Genomic DNA, 21,617 nt, shown 5'->3' on the forward strand with positions numbered 1-21,617 from the left:
CGGCAATATGTAAAACTGTGACATCTGGCACAAACCTTGCTTTAACTCACTAGCAACAACCAAACATTCATAATGCGTTTCGGGCCAACGGCGGTGCGGAAGGTGTTAATCGGACAACGGCGTCCATAAGCGTGCAGATTTTGCATGGGCTTGTGGACGCCGTTTTTGTTTTTACCGCCTGAAAAGGCATTTTGCGCAAAAGGTGTCGTTGATGAGTGATTCCAAAACCAAGAGCATGACCGTCTCTCGCCGCCAGTTTCTATTGGGCAGCGCCGCACTAGGAGGTAGCCTGATGCTGCCGGGGTTGATGAATAGTGCCTGGGCTGCGGGTTCCGATGCGCCGGAGAAAAAGGAAATCCGGGTTGGGTTCATCCCATTAACGGACTGCGCCTCGGTCGTGATGGCGGCAGTAAAAGGTTTCGATAAGAAATATGGCATCACCCTCGTTCCCAGCAAAGAAGCTAGTTGGGCCTCGGTACGTGACAAGCTGGTATCGGGCGAGTTGGATGCCGCACACATTCTGTATGGTCAACTGTACGGCCTGCAAATGGGGCTGTCCGGATCGCAGAGCAACATGGCGGCACTGATGACGCTCAACCAGAACGGACAAGGGATCACGCTGGCGAACCAACTGCGTGAAGCTAACGTCACGGATCTCGCCGCACTGCAAAAATATATCTCCGCCAGCCCGGCGGGCACCTACACCTTTGCGCAAACCTTCCCAACCGGCACGCATGCCATGTGGCTCTACTACTGGCTGGCCTCCGCAGGGATTCATCCGCTGAACGACGTTCGTACCGTAGTGGTGCCGCCGCCGCAGATGGTGATGAACATGAAGATTGGCAACATGGTCGGCTACTGCGTCGGCGAACCGTGGAACCAACGTGCTATCAGCGAAAAAATTGGTTTTACCGCCGCCACCTCGCAAGACATTTGGCCGGACCACCCGGAAAAAGTGCTGGGTACTCGCGCTGACTGGGCGAACGCCAATCCGAATAGCGCTCGCGCGTTGACCGCCGCGATCCTCGATGCGTCGCGCTGGATTGATGCTTCGGACGACAACCGCCGCGAGACGGCTGGCGTGGTTGCCGGACGCGCGTACATCAACGCCAAAGAAGAGACCATCGTCGGACGCATGCTGGGCGAGTACGAAAACGGGCTGGGGAAAAGCTGGAAAGACGAACACGCGATGCGTTTCTACCATGACGGTTCGGTGAACTACCCGTATCTGTCCGACGGAATGTGGTTCCTCACCCAGCACAAACGCTGGGGCTTGCTCACTGAAGAACCGGACTATCTGGCTGTCGCGAAGCAGGTTAACCGCATTGATATCTACAAGCAGGCGGCTGATGCCGTAGGGAATGTGCCGTTGCCCGGTAGCGACATGCGCAGCAGCGTGCTCATCGATGGTCGCCGCTGGGACGGTAGCGATCCGGTGGGTTATGCCAACAGTTTTAGCGTGAAGAAATAAGTGAGGTTGATGATGAAAAACCAGGCCCAAATTATTCCGATTACTGCGGACAACGTCCCGGAACCCGTGCACAGCGCTGAAATTATGCCGCTGCCAACCAAATCAGCGACGCCTGAAAAAGCATCGGCAACGCCTGTTTTCGCCTACCGCCCGCTGCTGCGTAAGCTGTTTCAACAACTGTTCCCTGCGGGACTGGGGCTGGGGCTGCTGGTTGCCGTCTGGCAAATTGCCGCGCTCAACAGTGAAAACTTTCCAACGCCTTGGTCGACCTGGCTCGCGGCGCTCAGCCTTTTTGCCGATCCGTTTTACATCGCAGGGCCGAACGATCAGGGTATCGGCTGGAACGTATTGGCCTCGCTGCAACGCGTGGCTATCGGTTTCGGGCTGGCGGCGCTGGTGGGTATTCCAGCAGGCTTCCTGATTGGGCGCTTTACCTTTCTGGCCAACATGCTCAACCCGATTATTTCGCTGCTGCGTCCGGTCAGCCCGCTGGCATGGCTGCCTATCGGTCTGCTGCTGTTCCAGCGTGCGGAGCCGGCATCCAGTTGGACTATTTTCATCTGTTCTATCTGGCCGATGATCCTCAATACCGCCGAAGGCGTACGCCGTATCCCGCAGGATTATCTGAACGTGGCGCGGGTGCTGAAGCTCTCCGAATTTACCATCATGCGCAAAATTCTGTTGCCAGCGGTGCTGCCTAACGTGTTGACCGGCGTGCGCCTGTCTATTGGTATTGCCTGGCTGGTGATTGTGGCGGCGGAGATGCTGACCGGGGGCGTCGGTATCGGCTTCTGGATTTGGAATGAGTGGAACAACCTGAATGTGGAAAACATTATCATCGCCATCGTGGTGATTGGCGTCATCGGTCTGCTGCTTGAGCAGGGACTGGTGTGGATTGCTAACCGTTTCAGCTATGACAACCGCTAAGGAGCCGACGATGCGTACAACACCGATTATTCAAGTGCAGAAGGTGAGCCAGCGTTTCAATACCGCCAGCGGTGAGTTTCTGGCGCTGGATCAGGTGAGTTTTGATATTCACACCGGTGAGACGATCAGCCTGATCGGCCATTCCGGCTGCGGCAAGTCCACGTTATTGAACCTGATTGCCGGCCTGACGCTGCCAAGCAGCGGCGGCCTGCTGTGTGACAACCGTGAAATCGACGGCCCGGGGCCGGAGCGCGGCGTGGTCTTTCAGAACCACTCGTTGTTGCCGTGGCTGACCACCTACGAAAACGTCGCACTGGCGGTACGTCAGGTATTTCGCGGGCAGATGAACAAGCACGAAATGCACGAATGGATTGTCCACAATCTTGAACTGGTGCATATGGAGCACGCGCTGAACAAACGGCCGAATGAGATCTCCGGCGGGATGAAGCAGCGTGTGGGAATTGCCCGCGCGCTGGCCATGAAGCCGAAAGTACTGCTGATGGATGAACCGTTCGGCGCACTGGATGCGCTGACCCGCGCACATCTTCAGGATGCAGTGATGGAGATTCAGCAGCGGTTGCAAACCACGATTGTGCTGATCACGCACGACGTTGACGAAGCGGTGCTACTGTCGGATCGCGTGCTGATGATGACCAACGGCCCCGCGGCGACGGTCGGTGAAATCATGAAAGTCGAGCTGGAGCGTCCGCGCTCACGCGTCGTGTTGGCTGACGATCCACGCTACCACCACTACCGTCAGCAGGTACTGCATTTCTTATATGAAAAACAGCCTAAAGCAGCCTGATAACGAGGCCGGAACGATGATGAAACCGCATCTGATTGTGATTGGTAACGGAATGGCAAGTGCGCGATTCGTCGATGTGCTACGGCAACTGACTGCGACGCGTTACCGAATCACCGTGATTGGGGATGAGCCGCGCGCCAGCTATAACCGCATCCTGTTGTCGCCAGTATTAAGCGGCGAAAAAGCGTTTGCGGATACGCTGCTGACGCCTGCGGCTATCGACGACGATGCGGCGCTGCCGGTGAATTATCTGCTGGGTGAACGGGTAATCCATATCAATCGCCAACAGCAAGAGGTGACAACGACGCAACGGCAGCTGGCTTACGACCATCTGGTGTTGGCGACGGGGTCAACGCCGTTTATGCCGCCGATGCCCGGTATCGATCTGGCAGGCGTGTGCGGCTTCCGCACGCTGGATGATGTTGAACTGATGCTGGCGACGATTAGCCAGTCCGTTCCTGCGGTGGTGATTGGCGGAGGGCTGCTCGGTATTGAGGCGGCAGCGGCGCTGCAACTGCGCGGTGCCGACGTCACGCTGCTGCATCGCGTTCCGGTTCTGATGGAGCGCCAACTGGACGCCACGGCGAGCGACCTGCTGTGCGACAGCCTACGGGCTCGCGGTATTGCCTGCGAGACGGATGTGCAGGTTGCAGGGCTGCATGGTAACGCACGTGGCGTAACGGCGGTCGAACTGGCAGATGGCCGCATGATTCCGGCAGGACTGGTGGTGGTGACCGCGGGGGTGATTCCTGCTAGCCAACTGGCGCGCGAGTGTGGCTTGCCCTGTAACCGCGGTGTGCTGGTGGACGGACAGTTGCAAACTGCCGACCCGCATATCAGCGCAATCGGTGAATGCTGCGAACTCAATGGCGAAACGTTCGGGCTGGTGGCTCCGTGCTTCGCTCATGCCACGCTGGTGGCACAGCGCCTTGCCGGGCATGCACCACAAGACTATCAGCGTGAGCAGGCGACGACGCGGCTGAAAGTCACGGGTATTGGCGTGGTCAGCGGCGGCGATATTAACGTTGCTCCGAATGATGAGGTGTACACCACGTTTGATCCGCAGACGCAGCACTATCGCCGTCTGCTACTGCGTGACGGTCGACTGAGCGGTGTCCTTCTGTATGGCGACACCGACGACAGCCCGCGCCTGCTGGCCGCGATGGAGAGCACGACAGCGGGCGCGATGATACCGCCAGCCACGCTGCTTTTCGGTCTTTCTTCCCTTGATTCTGACTCACAGCCTGAAGCTGTAAGGATTCCTGTCATGAGCAAACCTATTTTAGTGGTCGTAGGCCACGGTATGGTCGGCCACTATTTTCTTGAACAGTTGGTTGAGCGTGACCTGCACCAGCATTATCACATCGTGGTATTTGGCGAAGAACGCCATGAAGCCTATGACCGTGTTCATCTCTCCGAGTATTTTTCCGGGCGCAGCGCTGCCTCGCTGTCACTGGTAAAAGACGGTTTTTTTGCCGAGAGCGGCATTGAACTGCGTAGCGCCAGCGAGATTGTGGCGATCGATCGTGAACGTCAGTGCGTGTGTGACGCGCAGGGCAGAGAAACCGCCTACGACAAACTGGTGCTGGCGACGGGCTCTTATGCCTTTGTTCCGCCGATTCCCGGCAATACGCGCCCCGGCTGTCTGGTTTATCGCACGCTAGACGATCTGGATGCGATTGCAGCACAGGCGAAAAAGGGCAAGTCTGGCGTGGTGATTGGCGGTGGTTTACTGGGGCTGGAAGCCGCCAATGCCCTGCGTCAACTGGGGCTGGACACCCATGTGGTGGAGTTTGCACCGCGCCTGATGGCGGTGCAGTTGGATGACGGCGGGGCTGCCATGCTGCGGCGTAAAATTGAAGCGCTGGGCGTACAGATTCATCTCAGTAAAGAAACGCGCGAGATCACCGACGGCGAGCAGGCGTTGCATCGTCTCTGCTTTGCCGACGGCAGCGTATTGGAAACCGACTTAGTGTTATTTTCCGCAGGGATTCGCCCGCGTGACAAGCTGGCGGAGAGCTGCGATTTAGAAAAAGGGCCGCGTGGCGGCATTGTGATTGATGACCGCTGCCAGACCTCAGACGACGCTATTTTTGCCATCGGCGAGTGTGCGCTGTGGAAAGGTCAGATTTTCGGGCTGGTAGCACCGGGCTACCAGATGGCACGCAGCGTGGCAGATACGTTAGCGCAGCGCGATACGCCGTTTACCGGCGCTGATATGAGTACCAAATTGAAACTGCTGGGCGTAGAAGTTGCTTCGATTGGCGATGCGCACGGGCGCACGGCAGGAAGCCAAAGCTACCAGTGGACGGACGGCCCGAACGAGGTCTACAAGAAAATCGTGGTGTCTGCCGACGGCAAGCATTTGCTGGGTGCGGTATTGATTGGCGACAGCAGCGATTACAGCACGCTGCTGCAAATGATGCTCAACGATATGCCGTTGCCTAAACAGCCGGAAGGACTGATTTTACCGGCGCGTTCTGGCGATGCACCGAAAGGGCTGGGCGTGGCGGCCTTACCAGCTAGCGCACAGATTTGCTCCTGCCATAACGTCAGCAAAGGCGACATTTCAGCTGCGGTCGCGGGTGGCTGTGGTGAACTGGGTGCGCTGAAAACCTGCACCAAGGCGGGGACGGGCTGCGGCGGCTGTGTGCCGTTACTGAAACAGGTGATGGAGTATGAACTGACGCAACTGGGCGTCGAAGTGAAGAAGGACATTTGCGAGCACTTTGCCTATTCGCGTCAGGAGCTGTATCACCTGATCCGCGTGCATGAGATCCGCTCGTTCGACAGCCTTCTTGAGCGTTACGGGCACGGTTTAGGTTGTGAAGTCTGTAAGCCGCTGGTGGGGTCGATGCTGGCGTCTTGCTGGAATGACTATCTGCTGCAACCTCAGCACCTGCCGTTGCAGGATACCAACGATCGTTTCTTTGCCAACATCCAGAAAGATGGCACCTATTCCGTCGTGCCACGCGTTCCGGCAGGGGAGATCACGCCAGCAGGTTTGATCGCCATCGGTCAGGTGGCGCAGCGCTATAACCTGTACACCAAGATCACTGGCGGTCAGCGGGTGGACTTATTTGGTGCGCGATTGGAACAGCTTCCGGAAATCTGGCGTGAGTTGATCGACGCCGGATTTGAAACCGGTCATGCCTACGGAAAATCACTGCGCACCGTTAAATCCTGTGTGGGATCGACCTGGTGCCGCTACGGCGTGCAGGACTCCACTGGGCTGGCGATCCAATTGGAGCACCGTTATAAGGGGCTGCGCTCGCCGCATAAAGTCAAAATGGCGGTTTCCGGCTGTACCCGTGAATGTGCGGAGGCACAAAGTAAAGATATCGGTGTGATTGCCACGGATAAAGGCTGGAACCTCTACGTGTGCGGCAACGGTGGCATGAAACCGCGCCATGCGGATCTTTTTGCCAGCGATCTGGATACCGAAACCTTACTGCGCACCATCGATCGGGTCTTGATGTTTTATATTCGTACTGGCGATCGCCTCCAGCGGACCAGTACCTGGATGGATAATCTGGAAGGCGGTATCGACTATCTGCGCCAGGTGATTCTGGAAGACAGCCTGAATATCGGTAAAGAGTTAGATAAAGAGATGCAGCGCGTGGTGAATGCCTACCAGTGCGAATGGCAAACCACGCTGGAAAGCCCGGAACGTCTGGCGCTATTCCGCGGTTTCCTGAACAGCGATAGCCCAGATGAGGCGGTAGTGATGGTGCCGGAGCGTGGACAGATTCGTCCGGCGCAGGAACATGAAAAAACGGTATCGCCAGAGCCGGTAGTCCTGAAGCCTGCCACGCATGAAGCGGAATGGGTACAGGTAGCAACGCTGGGTGACATTCCGCGTCATGCCGGAATGGCGGCCCGTCTCGGACAGCAGCAGATCGCGCTGTTCCACCTACCGGGCAGTGAGCAGCAGGTGTACGCGTTAGAAAACCACGAACCGGGCAGCGGGGCGAATGTGCTGTCGCGTGGGCTGATCGGCGATGTCGCGGGTGAACCGGTGGTGATTTCTCCGCTGTACAAGAAACGTTTCAAGCTGCGGGATGGTGTCAGCCCGGATGACAGCACGCAGTACGTGCGTGCCTGGCCGGTGCGTGTGGAACACGACGAGATTTGGGTATGCCGTCAACCGCTAGCCGTGCCGGAAAGCGTCGGTATGGCAGAAAATGACATGGCGAAAGCATCATGAACGCGGGCGTCTGTCGGACCACCTGTCCGTATTGTGGCGTCGGCTGTGGTGTGCTGGCAGAACACGATGGGCAAGGTGAGGTAAAAATCAGTGGCGATCCGACGCATCCGGCTAACTTGGGGCGGCTGTGTGTCAAAGGTTCCGCGCTGGGAGAGACGCTGGATCTAAAAGGCCGCCTGCTGTGGCCGCTCGTGGAAGGGCGTCGCGTTAGCTGGGATCGGGCGCTTGATACGGTGGCTGAACGGCTACTGGCGACCATGCAGCAGCACGGCCCGCAGTCGGTAGCGTTTTATGGTTCAGGCCAACTGCTGACGGAAGATTACTACGTCGCTAACAAGCTGATGAAAGGCTTCATTGGCGTCGCCAATATGGATACCAATTCGCGGCTTTGCATGGCATCTGCGGTGATCGGCTACAAGCGCGGGCTGGGAGCAGACGCTGTTCCCTGTAATTATGAAGATATCGAGCTGGCGGATGTGGTGGTGCTGGTGGGATCTAATACCGCCTGGGCACATCCGGTGGTGTATCAGCGGCTGGCGCAGGCGAAACAGCAGCGGCCACAGATGCAGGTGGTGGTGATCGATCCGCGACGCACCGCAACCTGCGACATTGCCGACCTGCATTTACCGCTGCAACCCGGCAGCGATGCCGGGCTGTTCAACGGCCTGCTGCATTGGATTGCACAAGATCCACGCATCGATCGCACCGAGTTGGCCGAGCGTTTTTCCGGCGCGGAAGCAGCATTACAGTCAGCACAGGCATGGTCGGTAGCGCAGGTGGCGGATTTCTGTCAGTTAGATAAAGCGGATATTGAGTGTTTCTATCACCTGTTCAGCACCCGCGAGAAGGTGGTCACGCTCTATTCGCAGGGCGTTAATCAGTCGTCTTCGGGCAGTGATAAGTGCAATGCGATCATCAATGCCCACCTGCTGAGCGGAAAAATCGGTTTACCCGGTAGTGGCCCCTTTTCGATAACCGGACAGCCAAATGCCATGGGGGGGCGGGAAGTTGGTGGACTGGCTAATCAGCTTGCCAGTCATATGGGCTTTACGCCGCAGGATATCGAGCGTGTGGGGCGTTTTTGGCAAAGCGATAACGTGGCGACACAGCCCGGCCTGAATGCGGTGGATCTATTCCGCGCGGTTGAATGTGGCGATATTAAAGCCGTGTGGATTATGGGCACCAATCCGGTGGTATCGATGCCGGATGCTGACCGGGTGAAACAGGCATTGGAACGCTGCCCGCTGGTGATTGTCTCTGAGGTGATGCGCCATACCGATACCGCAGAAACCGCCGACATCTTACTCCCCGCGCTGGGCTGGGGAGAAAAAGACGGCACGGTAACCAATTCCGAACGCCGATTGTCTCGTCAGCGTGCTTTTCTACCTGCGCCGGGAGAGGCCAAAGCCGACTGGTGGATGTTAAGTCAGGTCGCACAGCGCATGGGATTTGCCGACGCGTTTACTTATCAGCATCCCGCAGAGATCTTCCGTGAACATGCGGCGCTGTCCGGGTTTGAGAATAACGGCAGTCGTGCGTTTGATATCAGCGGGCTGGCGGCGCTTAGCAATCAGCAGTGGCAGCAGTTGGAACCGATACAGTGGCCGGTGAATGCGGCATTCCCAAACGGACGCGCCCGACTGGGTGACGATGGTCGATTCTGGCATGCCGATGGCAAAGCGCATCTGGTGGCGGTTGCCCCATCACTGCCGCAAAGTCCGTGGAGCACGGCATACCCAATGGTGCTGAACACCGGACGCATCCGCGATCAGTGGCACACCATGACACGTACCGGTAAAGCGGCTCGTCTGATGCGTCATATCAGTGAACCTTACTGCGAACTGCATCCACAGGATGCGAAAACGCATGACATTCAGGCGGGCGATCTGGTGCGTCTGTCTTCAGCGCATGGTTGGATGCTGGTGCGGGCGCGACTCGACGCCGGGCAAGCGCGCGGTAGTGTGTTTGTACCGATGCACTGGAATCAGCAGTTCAGCGCTCAGGCGCGGGCCGACAGTTTAGTTGCTCCGATTACCGATCCTTATTCCGGTCAGCCGGAAAGCAAGCACAGTCGGGTGCGTATCCAGCCGTGGCATACCGCCTGGCAGGCCACGCTATTCTTTGCCGACGAACCGATGTCATCACCCTTAGCGTTACCGGCTGAGCATGATGTTCTGCCGCCGCCCTCGACCTATTGGAGCAAGATCCCTCATGAGGGCGTGACACAGTATCTATTTGCCGACCGCACGCCGGTAGACGATTGGCAGGCATGGCTGGCGGAACACTATGGGTTGGAAAATATGCAATGCCAAATCGCACAGGGCAAAGGCGTATTTCACTTGATTGGCTGGCGAGAGGGCCGCGTGGTCCTGGCCTGCTATGTCAGTGCGCAGTCGCTAAACATCGACAGCGATGCGGTACGTCAGGCGTTTATGGCTCCACCACAGTTGCCACATGAGCGCCATGCGCTGTTGGCAGGTCAGGCGCCGCACGGGCAGGTGAAGCAGGGGGCCACGATTTGCAGTTGTTATAGCGTTGGTGAGGACAGCATTGTCGGCGCGATTCGTCAAGGATGCCACAGCGTGGCGGCATTAGGCGGTGCACTGAAATGCGGCACCAACTGCGGTTCCTGCATCCCCGAATTGAAGGCGTTATTGAGCCAGCATGTGCCAATAACGGTCAATGAATTGAAAAAAGCAGGTTAAGCGCCGCGGCGTAATGAGGTGTGACATGATGACAACACAATCAATATTGGCACAGGGTCAGCGGCGTCAGCCCGTACTCGGTGGTGAAATCTGGCTGGTGGGCGCAGGGCCGGGCGATGCGGAACTGTTGACGCTGAAGGCGCTGCGTGCGATCCAGCAGGCGGATGTGGTGGTCTACGATCGGCTGGTGTCGGCAGAGATTATGGATCTGGTGCCGGAACTGGCGCTGTGTATCGACGTCGGTAAAACGCGCGGTTGCCATCGATTGTCGCAGGAAAAAATCAATCAGCTGTTGGTCGAATTGGCGCAGGCTGGGCAGAGAGTCATTCGTCTCAAGGGCGGCGACCCGTTTATTTTTGGTCGCGGTGGTGAAGAGATGGACTATGCTCAGCAGGCGGGGATTGTCTGTCATGTGGTGCCGGGTATTACTGCTGCGACGGGCTGTGCGGCGGCAGTGGGACTGCCGCTGACGCACCGTGCCTGTGCGCAGTCGGTACGTTTCGTCACTGGGCATTCGCGCGACGGCGAGCCGCAACTGGACTGGCCGACGCTGGCGGACAGCCAGCAAACGCTGGTGTTTTATATGGGACTGAGTCACAGCAGTCGGCTGTGCCAGCGTCTTATCGAACACGGGCTATCAGCGCAGACACCGGTAGCGATTATCGAACGCGGCACGCAACCCGATCAGCGATTACTGACCGCTACGTTGGCTACGTTACCAGCATTGCTGGCGCGCTATCAGCCACAGTCGCCCAGCCTGCTGGTGGTCGGTGACGTTGTCCGTTTCTGCCGTCACTCTGCGCTGCGTGTTGAAGCCACTCCCGCACTGCTGACGATGGAAAAACATGAAGCCGCCTGATGGCAACGGCTCCCTACCTACAACCAGCGCCTCGACATAAACCGGTTTTTCTTCGAGGCGCTTTCCACTTTCTACGCGGTTTTCTGCTTTATTATCGTGTCCCCGTTACTCTCCCTACTGAATTTTCAGCCATGGTCTACAGGGAAGGGGGCGAGATGCCATCGCATGATGCGATCTTCAAACAGTTTCTGAGCGACATCGCGGTCGCACGAGATTTTCTGACTATTCATCTGCCGGATGAAATCCGCAAACGCTGTGATTTCAGTACACTGCAATTGGAATCCGCGTCGTTTATTGATGAAAAGCTGCGCGCGCGGATATCGGACGTGCTGTACTCGCTGCGCACTACCGCAGGCAAGGGGTACATTTACTGTGTGATTGAACACCAAAGCCGCCCGGAAAAGCAGATGGCTTTCCGGCTGTTGCGCTATTGTCTGGCTGCCATGCAGCAACATCTGGATCAGGGACACGATCGTTTACCGTTGGTGGTGCCGCTGCTGTTTTACCATGGCAGAGCGCGTCCTTATCCTTACAGTCTCCGCTGGCTGGACAGCTTCGCCGATCCCGTACTGGCACAAGCGCTGTATGAACAGCCTTTCCCACTGGTGGATTTAACCATCATACCGGACGATGAGATTCGCACGCACCGACGTATGGCGTTACTGGAACTGGTACAGAAGCACATTCGTACCCGTGATATGCTGGAGTTGGCGCGTGAGATTGGGTTACTATTTGAACGCTGGTCGGTGCCGCTGACGCAGCGTCGGGCGCTGTTATTTTATATTGCACAAGCGGGAAACACATCCAAACCCGCAGATTTCATTGACGCACTGGCAGCACCGCTATCAACCGGTCAGGAGGACATTATGACGATTGCAGAACAATTGAAAAAAATGGGATTCGATGAGGGAGTCCAACGCGGTCTTCAGCAAGGATTAGAACAGGGTATGAAAAACAGTGCCAGGCAGATTGCACGCAATTTATTGCTAACGGGGATGGATAAGAACAGCGTGCAGCAGGTCACTCAGCTTGAAAACGAAGAGCTGGAGCAACTGGTCACGGCTATCCTGCATGAAACGCAGCATTGATACCGTATGAAACAATACCGTACTACAAACCGAGCGTTGCTGATGCCTTTATAAGAAAAGGCCAGTCGGGCAACGCTCGCATCTTTTCGTTAACGGGATGTTTTAGCCTTTGCGTACTCGCGCCGTCAGCCCTTTCAGAAAGTAGCGGATCACCTGATCGCCGCAGGTGCGGTAGTTTTTATGATCAGGCGCGCGCATCATCGCAGTCACTTCCGGCACTGAAATGCGAAAATTTTGTGCCAGCAGGATCGCCTGAATATCATCGGTTTTGAGTGAAAACGCGACACGCAGCTTTTTCAGAATAATATTGTTGGTCATCTTGCGCTCAAACTGCGGCGCAGGCTGGTTTTCATCCTGGCCACGTTTTTGCAGAATCAGTCCATTCAAGAAATAGCTCATCACGATGTCTGGGCAGGGCTGATAGCCTTCCTCTCCCTCTTTTTTGACATAGCTCGCCAACTGCTGGGGAGGGACGGTCATCTCCACCAGCGCCAGGATCTTCAGCAGGTGGTCATTATTTAAATTCAGCATATAGCGCACGCTACGCAGGACATCGTTATTCATCATTACGGAGGGGGTCTCGCCGTTCGTCTTGGTACAAAACGCACAGTATAAAGGGAACGGCGGAGAAATGCAGAAACGATCGTGGAATTAGTGAAACGTCTCCCGTCCGGTAAAGTGCCCAACCCAGCCTTCTGGATTAGTAAAAATACGGATCGCGACAAAATCAGGAAATTCACCGCAGTCAAACCAGTGCGGTGTGTTGGCGGGGACGCGTAAGAGATCGCCCGCTTCACAGGTAAGCTGAAAAACCTGCTCGCCAATCGGCACAAAGAACGCGCCGCTACCGCGTACGAAGAAGCGAACCTCATCTTCACTGTGCGTGTGTTCCTGAAGAAACCTCTCCCGTAATACCTTTCTCTCTGCATGATCTGGCGTCAGGCTAATCACGTCGGCGGAGGTGTAACCTTCTTGCTGTTTAAGCCGCTCAATATCGGCATGATACTGCGTCAGAATCGTTTCACTGCTGGCATTAAGCGGCGGTGCGTCGGTTTGCCAGTGCTCTAGTTGGATCCCCGCGCTGGCGAGCAGGGAAGCGATGTCATTAAACGCAGTGAGCTGCTGGACGGGCTGTGTGATGTGCGGGCGGTGGTAAATCGATAGCGTTGTCATATCTGCCTTTCCCTTAGAGATCGAAGAACCTTAACCATTCTCTTTATAAGGATAAAAGACAAGATGCTTTTTTTTATAACTTATTCCTGAAAATTCAATAAGTAAAATTCATTACATCTGTTTATCAATGCTATTTCTATTTAATCACTAGCTATTATCATTTTTATTATTTCGATTTAACTTTTCCCATTGCTAATCTCTTTCCCTGCTAATAATTTTATAAAAATCGGGATAAAAATGATGAAGATTCGCTTTTCTCGTCTTGCTTTGTGTGTACTGGCTGCGGGGGGCATAACCTCTGCTCAGGCGGCAGATGAGGTTCTGTCATTGAAGGGAAAGACCATTGGTGTCGCCGTGGTAGGAACACAGCATTTTTGGGATCGTGAAGCTTACAAAGGGGCGACCGAAGAAATAGAAAAACTCGGTGGGCAGGTTGTGGGCGTGGATGGAGGGCGTGATAATCAGGTTCATGCCAATAATCACGACATCCTGCTGGCGCGTAAAGTTGATGCGGTGATCAGTATTCTCGGCGATAGCGCGGTAGAACCGAAATTTAAAGCGCTGCGTGATGCGAAAATTCCGGTTTTCACGGTCGATCACGTCTCGTCTTATTCCGTCAATAACACGACGTCGGATAACTATGCGATCGGATCGACAATCGGGCGCTACACGGCGGATGCGCTGGGTGGGAAAGGTAATATCGCCGTTTTCAACGCGTTCTCCAATGCATTGCGAATCTGCGGTATCCGCTATGATTTGTGGAAATATGTCCTGCAAGATTATCCGGGGATCAAAATCATTCAGCCTGAGCTGGCTGAACAATATTCCAACTCGCCGGAAGACGCGCGTAAGAAAACTCTGGAGCTGCTGAGTCAGCATCCGAAAGGCACGCTGGATGCGATCCACGTTGCCTGCTGGGATCAGCCAGCAATCGGGGTGGTACAGGCACTGGAAGAAACCGGACGCGATAAGGATGTGAAAGTCACGGCGATTGATGCTGGCCCGGAAACGCTGGAGATTATGGCGGAAAAAGGTAGCCCGTTTGTTGCCAACGTCGCGCAGCAGCCGCGTTTGATTGGCACGACATCGGCGAAAAATGTTGCACGCTATTTCGCAGGGACGACACTCTTGCCGCAGACGTTTGTACCCGTGTTGCCCGTCAACGGGGAGGCAGAAGCCAAAGCGGTTTATAAGCAGCTTGGCTACGGCGAACTGAAATAAGTCTATGGAGGGATATGACTCTGCTCCGTCGCCGTCTGGCGGCGGTCTGGCAATGGCGCACATTAGCAAGTTGTTTGCGGGTATTCCCGCGCTGGACAACGTATCGCTGACGGTTCGACCGGGCGAAATTCTTGGCCTGATCGGGGAAAATGGTGCGGGGAAATCGACGCTAATCAAGGTGTTGGCTGGCGTTTATGCGCCAGAAAGCGGTGAGATCGCCATTGATGGAGTGCGGTTGACCCCCGTGACGCCTGCGGCAATCCACGCGCACGGTGTGCGTTTTATCCATCAGGAACTGCATCTGATTCCTCATTTTACCGTGGCGGAATCGGTGTTTCTCGGTCAGGAACGTATTGGCCGCTGGCGGAGCGTCGATCGTCGGACGATGCGACGTGAAACGGAACAATTTTTTCAGCACACCTTCAACCTAACGATCGATGCCAACCAGCTCATTCGAGATTTAAGTCTGGCGCAACGCAAACTGGTACAAATCGCACGTGCACTGATTGATGGCAAGGCGCGCCTGGTGGTGTTTGATGAACCGACGGCTCCATTGGAGGCTCGTGAAGCTGCACAGTTGCTGCATACGCTTCAGACGCTGAAACAACGTGGTATCGCCATTATTTATGTTTCCCACTATCTCAACGAAATTGCGGATATTTGCGATCGTGTCACTGTTTTACGCAATGGCAAGAGCGTGACGACGTTGGATTTTCCCGAGACAAAAGATATCGACACGATGATTCGTTTGATGGTTGGGCGAGAGATCGCCAGCCTGTTTCCCAGAGGGGAAAAGAGGGCGTTCACAGAGGCACCGCTGTTGCAGGTTGAACAGCTCACCGATCGACAACATTTTCAGCCGATACGTTTTCAGGTCGCCGCAGGTGAAATCGTCGGCATTGCGGGGCTGCTGGGATCGGGACGTGAGGCGCTGATTGATGCGCTCTATGGCATAACACCTGCCCGTGATGGGCATATCGTGATGAATAGTCAGGCGCTGCGGCCGCGTTCACCGGTACAGGCCATCGCACAGGGAATGGCGCTTGTGCCGCGCGATCGTCGCCATGACGGGCTGATTTTACCGTTATCCGTGGCGGACAATATCAATCTGGCTTCCTTGCCCGCGGTCGCCTGGCGCGGCTGGCTACGACGTAAAAAAGCCGCAGCACAGGCGAACCATCTTGCTCAGGCGCTGGATATTCGGCCGCGAGATGTTAGCCTGCCCGTGCGTAGTTTAAGCGGTGGCAACCAGCAGAAGGTGATACTGGCGCGTTGGCTGAAGACGGACACCCGTCTATTCATGCTTGATGAACCGACGCTGGGTGTCGATATTGGCGCGAAGGCGGAAATTTATCAGCTTACCCGGCAGTTAGCCGCCGAGGGGCGTGCCGTCATTGTCTCTTCCAGCGATGACGGTGAGCTTTTGGGACTCTGCGATCGTATTCTGGTGATGTGGCGCGGCGAACTTATCGCCGATGTGCCAACCGAGCGCCTCTCGCTAGATACTTTGCTGGCGTTGACTATCAGCGGTCGAACGCAGGAGGCGGTATGACTTGTACCCTACAATCCGTTCGCTCTGCATCACGCTTATTCTGGTTTCTCAATCATATCCCCTTACTGCTCTTTGCGGCGCTGCTGCTGTTTCTCTGCCTGAGCGCGCCTTACTTCCTCAGTTGGCAAAATATCACCATTATTTTGCGGCAAAGTGCACCGTTGGCGATTCTGTGCTTCGGGCTGGTCTGCGTCATTACGGGCGGCGGTGACGATGTTGTCTCTGGCGGTATCGATCTCTCGCTGCCGGCAATTGCCGTACTCGCGGTGGCGATAATCAGCGACGGGTTGACGAATGCGAATATTAGCTATCCATGGCTAATTTTACTGGTAGCGGGCGCAGCACTATTGGCAGGCGCAGTGAATGCGGTGCTGGTGGTGACGATTCGGCTACCGCCGCTGTTGGCGACATTAGCCTGTTCCGTGGCCGTTATTGGACTCACCAATTTACTGACCCAGCAGCGGCGTATCAGCGTCAGCGATCCGGTGATTGTGGCATTTCGCGATGGTAGCCTGCTTGGTCTCCCGCTGGCGGTCTGGTTTATGCTGCTGGTCTTCCTTGTGTTTCAGTTTATCGTTCACCATAGCCGCTGGGGGCAGCATTTGCAGGCTGCTGGTGGAAACCGCGAGGCGGCGCAACTGTCGGGCATTTCCCATACGCCGTTGGTAATTGGTTCGTATCTGTTAGGTGCGCTGGCGGCGGCACTGGCCTCATTGACACTGGTGGCGCAAGGCTCTGGCAGTTCCCCCGGTACGGCCGAACCACTGTTGCTGGAGATGGTGTTGGCGACGTTCCTCGGTGCTGCGTTTTCTCGTCGTCGAGTGGTCACCATCTGGGGGGCGCTGCTGGGAACGTTACTCGTTAATGCCTTGTCGAACGGCCTGGCACTGTTACGGGTTGATATCTTCTGGGTTGGGGCGATTAAGGGAATACTGATTCTGGTGGTGCTGACCGCCGCCTCGCTACGCAGGCAAAGGGGTCGTATATGAAGAGTCCTTCTTTGGCGGTGCAGCCAGCGCTGCCGGGCAATAAGTCAGGGCTGTCATTCTTTATTCGCTATGGCTTTCTGGTCATTCTGCTGGCTTTTTTGGTGTTTTTCTCGCTACAAAATCCGATATTTTTGACGCTAGATAACTGGGGGAACCTGCTCCAGGGCAGTGCGGTGTTGCTGGTTGTGGCGTTGGCAATGACGCTGGTCGTGACGGCTGGCGGTATCGATCTATCCGTGGGAGTTGCACTGGATTTTGGCGCAGCCTTCGCGCTGGTAGCGCTCAAAGTCTATGGTCTGCCGTGGCAGGCCGCGGTGTTGGCCGCACTGGTGGGTGGGGCGCTGGTGGGGTTGCTTAATGCGATATTGATTATTCATTGTCGGATTAAGCCGTTTTTGGCGACGTTGGGAACGTGGTTTATTGGCAGCAGTATCGAACGTATTTATACCGAAGGGGGCGGGCCAATTGCCTATCGCCGGATGGCACCGCAGTATCACGAGCTTGCCGTGGGCGATCTGTGGGGCATTCCGGTGCCGATTGTGATTGTGGCAGCGTTGTGGCTCAGCTATTACCTATTTTTTGAACGGACAATTGCCGGTAAACGCATCCACGCCATGGGGTTGAATGCGCCTGCGGCGCTGATTGCTGGCGTTAATGTGCGGCGAATGACGTTCTGGCTACTGATTGTCACGTCGGTGACGTGTGCCGTCGGTGGCGTAGTGTTATCCGCCAATCTGCGTCAGTTTACGCCGCTGGCCGGACAGGCTTACCTGATGGACGCGATTGCCGCTGTTTTTATCGGTACCGCGTTCCACGCGCAGGGGCGGCCTAACGTGGTGGGAACGCTAATCGGCGTGTTGTTTCTCGGCATGATTGCCAACGGTTTGAATTTGATGGGGCTGAACTTCATCGTAAAAGATGCGTTAAGCGGCGTGATTTTAGTGTTGGCGCTGGCCCTCTCTTTTCTGCAAGGGCGACTGCGCCAGCGGCAATAACTGTCTGATACCAAAAAAAATAGAATGTGAAGGAGTGAGCGTGAGTCAGTTTGATGCGATTTTTGTCGGATTAACCATTCTGGACGTGGCCGGTCGACCCGTCACCGGCTTACCTGAAGGGGGCGGTGTACACTTTATTGACGAGATCCGTCTTAATCCCGCAGGTACGGCTAGCGGAGCAGCGATGAATGCAGCCAAACTTGGCATCAGCACGGCGACGGTGGCCTGTCTCGGCGAGGATGAAAAGGCAGATTTTATTCTGGCGGCCTATCACAAACTCGCCATTGACTGTTCGCTGGTGCAGCGCACGACAGCGGCATCGACGTCAGCGACAATTCTGGCTATTCGCCCGGACGGTGAACGCCCGGCACTGCATTATCGTGGCGCATCGGATCATTTGTTCATCGATGAGCAAAATTTTGACGCCGTGTGCAACGCGCGTTTTTTACACCACGGCGGTACGGGTCTACTGGCGAAAATGGATCAAGGGCAGAGCGCCCGCCTGCTTCGACACGCTAAAAAGAAGGGGTTGACGACCAGCTTCGATCTGATTGCGCCGAATGGGGAAACGTTGTCACTGCTGACGCCATTGCTACCGGACGTCGACTACTTTATGCCCTCGTTGGAAGAGGCGGCGTTTATTTCCGGCCAGACGATACCGGCCGAGATCGCGGCTTTCTTTCTCGATCGTGGCGTCGGCACCTGTATTTTCAAAGCGGGAGCGGCAGGCTCTTACGTGTTTGGTCCAGAGTTCTCGTTGCGTATTCCCGCCTATCGCGTGCCGGTATCAGATACGACGGGCTGCGGAGACAGTTACTGTGGCGGCTTTATTGCTGGCCTGGCAAAAGGTTGGGAAGTGGAACAAGCCTGTCAGCTCGGCTCGGCCGTTTCAGGGTTGGTTGCCACGGGACTGGGTTCTGACGCGGGTGTGATTGACTGGGAACACACGCTGCGGTTTATGGCTGAGACGCCAACCTATTAGAGCGGTGTTACGTCTATTTCCATTCATATAGCAGCGGTTCGCCACGGATGAACCGCTGTAGATCGGTTGCGATCATTGCGGTGTGTTTCACCAGCGTTTCTCGTGTCGCGCCAGCGATATGCGGCGTGAGTACCACATTATCAAATTCGGTAATGAACGGATGATGACGCCAAAGGGGTTCGCTGTCGTAAACGTCAAGTGCAGCACCCGCCAGCCATCTTTCACGTAGTGCCGTGATCAGGTCAGCTTCGACAACGACGGCAGCACGAGAGGTATTGATGAGATAGGCGCCAGAACGCATCGTCTTCAGCCTGTCGAGGTTGACCAGCCCCTTGGTTTGCGGCGTGCTATTAAGGTGCAGGCTGACGAAGTCGGATTGCGAGAATAGCTCGTCCAGCGTGGCTTTCCGCACGCCGGGCTCATCAATTTCTTCGGCCGCGACATAGGGATCGGCAATCAGCAATTGCATACCAAAGGCACGTGCCAGTTTCCCGACGCGACGACCAATACTGCCATAGCCGACGAGACCGAGCGTCTTATTACGCAGTTCGCCGCCTTTGAAAATTTCATATGGACTGTGTTTGTCCACATCCCATACTACATCCTGTCGCAATCCCGCCTGTGTCTGTAAGGCGGCGTCGCTATCGCGTGTGAACTCACCGCGCTTCAGTGCGCTGTGTGCCTGAGGGATGTGGCGTGTGGCATTTAGCATCAGTGCCAGCGTTAATTCTGCGGCGGCATCGGCGTTGCGACCGGGGGTGTAAAGTACCGGAATACCCCGGCGGCGTGCGGCCTCAACATCGATGTTGACCGGGTTGGCACGAGTACAGGCGATAAGCCGCAGATGAGGGCAAGCCTCGATAACGCGGGCGGTAATATCATCATAGCTGGTGATAATGACGTCGGCGTTCTCCGCCAGATGAATCAGCGCCGTTTCGCTCAGTTTGGGCTGACCGATGGCCCAGCCATCCACAATTAATTCCCCGAGCGCCTGAAAGGCATCAAGGCTGCCGCCATATTCGGCGGTAAACACGATCTTCATGAGGCAATGTTTTCCTGTGAGGTGTATGCCGTGTGTGAATGTGCTGCGTTGTGATGATCTAGTACATTGAGCGCGTGAGCCCGTGCCTGCCAGAGCGGCTGTAGCTGATCGCGTAGTTGGCGAAAAACCGGAAACAATATTTGATAGCGTCGATGCGCGTCGGCATCAGGGAAAAACGTCAGTGTCTGGGGGTGGGATGAAGGCATCATGTTGGCACTTTCGCCAACGGACAGGGCGGCAAGACGCGCAGCACCGCATGCGCTCAACTCTTTGACTGAGCTGGCGATCACTCGTCGTCCGGTACAGTCTGCAATGATCTGTAACCAGATCGCCGAAGCGGCACCTCCACCGGCGATATAGAGATCGCCGTGTGCAGGGTAACCACTGAGCGAATCCGTAATCGCATAGGCCAGTCCCTCAAAGACTGCGCGGAGTAAATCGGTGTTGGTGGTGGATTGCCCGATACCAAAAAATCCCGCTCGCGCCGATGTGCTATAAAACGGCGCACGCTCGCCATTAAGGTAAGGCTGATAAAAAACGCCGCCGCTGCCGGGTGGGACGTGGGAAATACGCGCCCCAATCGTCTGAAAATCGGCATCGCCGGCTAAGGTGCTTAACGCCCAATCGATGTTCGGCGTACCAGACTGCATGGCAAACAGGTTGAGATAATGCCCCGGCCAGGCGTGCGCGACAAAGCGGGTTTGCAAGCTCACCTGAGTTAAGCCACGGCACACAATCCCGGTACAGCAGGTGGTGCCGAGAATAGTAAAAATGTCGCCATCGTGAATGGCTCCGATGCCTAACGCGGCGGCAGACACATCCAACGCGCCTGCACAAACGGGGATGCCAACGGGTAAACCTGTCAGTGCAGCCACGGTGTCGCTAAGCGTTCCGGCAATGTCATCGGGATAAAGCAACGGCGGAAAAAGTGGCCTGATCGCGTGTAAATCCAGCTTATCCAGCACGGTTTTTGACAGCGTCTCGCTATGCAGATCCAGCAGCGACGTACCCGCATCCGTCAGTTCCAGATTGGCCTGTCCCGTTAGCCGAAAGCGTACCCAGTCTTTGGCAAAAAAGAAGTAATCGGCGTCGCTCAGCGCATCTGGCTGATGTTGTGTCAGCCAGCGTAACTGCTGCGCGCTGTTGCAGGGGAGCAGGGGAGAACCCGTTTCGGGAAAGAGTGTCGCTTCCAGATTCGGGCGCTGTTTAAGCTGATGAACCTGTTCCGCCGTGCGGGTATCACTCCAGAGGATGGCCTGTCGTACCGGTTGCCCGTGACGATCGCTTAGCCAGACGCCTTCGCCCTGTCCGGCTAGTCCAATAGCGCGTACATGACCGTGATGCAACCGAAGTGAGGTTGCCAGCGTTTTCAACGTTGAAAGCACCCCATCCCACACGTGGGACATATTTTGCTCGGCGTAGCCGGGAAGCGGAGAGTAGGTCACTGTGTTGGCTGACGCAATCTGAAGCTCGTTAAAATCGGCATCGAATAACACCGATTTAACCTTTGAGGTCCCGATATCTATGCCAATGTAGTAATCCATGCTGTTCTGACCCTGCTGCGTAAAACCCGTATCAGCATCAGAATAAGGGAAAAACAG

The 21,617-nt window shown here is 55.9% G+C and carries 16 protein-coding genes; 12 read left to right on the plus strand and 4 right to left on the minus strand.

From position 1 onward, the window contains the following. The first annotated feature begins 211 nt into the window (after positions 1 to 211). The 7 genes from KP22_RS12720 (at position 212) to KP22_RS12750 (ending at position 12,062) form a co-directional block, all read left to right on the plus strand. Complete coding sequence (locus tag KP22_RS12720; protein ID WP_039324584.1) at positions 212 to 1,471, plus strand: CmpA/NrtA family ABC transporter substrate-binding protein; 1,260 nt, start codon at positions 212 to 214, stop codon at positions 1,469 to 1,471. A 12-nt stretch (positions 1,472 to 1,483) separates the two neighbouring features. Next, positions 1,484 to 2,398 carry a nitrate ABC transporter permease gene (gene ntrB / locus KP22_RS12725; protein ID WP_039298470.1) on the plus strand — a complete coding sequence of 305 codons (915 nt, stop codon included), beginning with the start codon at positions 1,484 to 1,486 and terminating at the stop codon, positions 2,396 to 2,398. 10 nt (positions 2,399 to 2,408) lie between these two features. Continuing rightward, positions 2,409 to 3,203, plus strand: a complete 795-nt coding sequence (locus tag KP22_RS12730; RefSeq protein ID WP_039298473.1) for an ABC transporter ATP-binding protein — start codon at positions 2,409 to 2,411, stop codon at positions 3,201 to 3,203. Positions 3,204 to 3,222: 19 nt separating this feature from the next. Continuing rightward, complete coding sequence (nirB, locus tag KP22_RS12735) at positions 3,223 to 7,410, plus strand: nitrite reductase large subunit NirB (RefSeq protein ID WP_081926245.1); 4,188 nt, start codon at positions 3,223 to 3,225, stop codon at positions 7,408 to 7,410. After that, positions 7,407 to 10,115: a nitrate reductase gene (locus tag KP22_RS12740; protein ID WP_039324585.1), complete on the plus strand. Its 2,709-nt coding sequence runs from the start codon at positions 7,407 to 7,409 to the stop codon at positions 10,113 to 10,115. The genes nirB and KP22_RS12740 overlap by 4 nt, the downstream gene beginning before the upstream one ends. 25 nt (positions 10,116 to 10,140) lie before the next feature. Continuing rightward, the gene (gene cobA / locus KP22_RS12745; RefSeq protein WP_039298479.1) at positions 10,141 to 10,974 is read left to right on the plus strand and encodes a uroporphyrinogen-III C-methyltransferase; all 834 of its coding nucleotides are present in this window, start codon (positions 10,141 to 10,143) and stop codon (positions 10,972 to 10,974) included. Between the two features lie 155 nt (positions 10,975 to 11,129). Then, positions 11,130 to 12,062 carry an Rpn family recombination-promoting nuclease/putative transposase gene (locus KP22_RS12750; RefSeq protein WP_039298481.1) on the plus strand — a complete coding sequence of 311 codons (933 nt, stop codon included), beginning with the start codon at positions 11,130 to 11,132 and terminating at the stop codon, positions 12,060 to 12,062. Between the two features lie 102 nt (positions 12,063 to 12,164). Here the strand turns inward: KP22_RS12750 and KP22_RS12755 are convergent, their stop codons facing one another. Continuing rightward, positions 12,165 to 12,629 carry a YehS family protein gene (locus tag KP22_RS12755; protein ID WP_039298484.1) on the minus strand — a complete coding sequence of 155 codons (465 nt, stop codon included), beginning with the start codon at positions 12,627 to 12,629 and terminating at the stop codon, positions 12,165 to 12,167. An 84-nt stretch (positions 12,630 to 12,713) separates the two neighbouring features. Then, complete coding sequence (locus KP22_RS12760; RefSeq protein WP_039298487.1) at positions 12,714 to 13,235, minus strand: 1,2-dihydroxy-3-keto-5-methylthiopentene dioxygenase; 522 nt, start codon at positions 13,233 to 13,235, stop codon at positions 12,714 to 12,716. A 237-nt stretch (positions 13,236 to 13,472) separates the two neighbouring features. On the opposite strand from KP22_RS12760, the gene KP22_RS12765 reads away from it, so the two are divergent. Genes KP22_RS12765 through KP22_RS12785 form a run of 5 tightly spaced genes read left to right on the plus strand, consistent with a single transcriptional unit; the run spans position 13,473 to position 18,974 of the window. Further along, positions 13,473 to 14,456, plus strand: a complete 984-nt coding sequence (locus KP22_RS12765; RefSeq protein WP_039298490.1) for a sugar ABC transporter substrate-binding protein — start codon at positions 13,473 to 13,475, stop codon at positions 14,454 to 14,456. A gap of 4 nt (positions 14,457 to 14,460) precedes the next feature. After that, the gene (locus KP22_RS12770; RefSeq protein WP_039298493.1) at positions 14,461 to 16,008 is read left to right on the plus strand and encodes a sugar ABC transporter ATP-binding protein; all 1,548 of its coding nucleotides are present in this window, start codon (positions 14,461 to 14,463) and stop codon (positions 16,006 to 16,008) included. Beyond that, the gene (locus KP22_RS12775; RefSeq protein WP_039298495.1) at positions 16,005 to 16,997 is read left to right on the plus strand and encodes an ABC transporter permease; all 993 of its coding nucleotides are present in this window, start codon (positions 16,005 to 16,007) and stop codon (positions 16,995 to 16,997) included. Before KP22_RS12770 ends, KP22_RS12775 begins: the two co-directional genes overlap by 4 nt. Further along, entirely contained in the window at positions 16,994 to 17,992 is a 999-nt protein-coding gene (locus KP22_RS12780; protein ID WP_039298498.1) for an ABC transporter permease, read from the plus strand. Before KP22_RS12775 ends, KP22_RS12780 begins: the two co-directional genes overlap by 4 nt. 40 nt (positions 17,993 to 18,032) lie before the next feature. Then, positions 18,033 to 18,974 carry a carbohydrate kinase family protein gene (locus KP22_RS12785; RefSeq protein WP_039298502.1) on the plus strand — a complete coding sequence of 314 codons (942 nt, stop codon included), beginning with the start codon at positions 18,033 to 18,035 and terminating at the stop codon, positions 18,972 to 18,974. 13 nt (positions 18,975 to 18,987) lie between these two features. Here the strand turns inward: KP22_RS12785 and KP22_RS12790 are convergent, their stop codons facing one another. Beyond that, a complete protein-coding gene (locus KP22_RS12790; RefSeq protein WP_039298506.1) occupies positions 18,988 to 20,016 on the minus strand; it encodes a 2-hydroxyacid dehydrogenase in 1,029 nt (342 codons plus the stop codon). Further along, complete coding sequence (locus tag KP22_RS12795; RefSeq protein ID WP_039324586.1) at positions 20,013 to 21,560, minus strand: FGGY-family carbohydrate kinase; 1,548 nt, start codon at positions 21,558 to 21,560, stop codon at positions 20,013 to 20,015. Before KP22_RS12795 ends, KP22_RS12790 begins: the two co-directional genes overlap by 4 nt. Positions 21,561 to 21,617: the final 57 nt, after the last annotated feature.

Source organism: Pectobacterium betavasculorum, assembly GCF_000749845.1.
GTDB lineage: Bacteria > Pseudomonadota > Gammaproteobacteria > Enterobacterales > Enterobacteriaceae > Pectobacterium > Pectobacterium betavasculorum.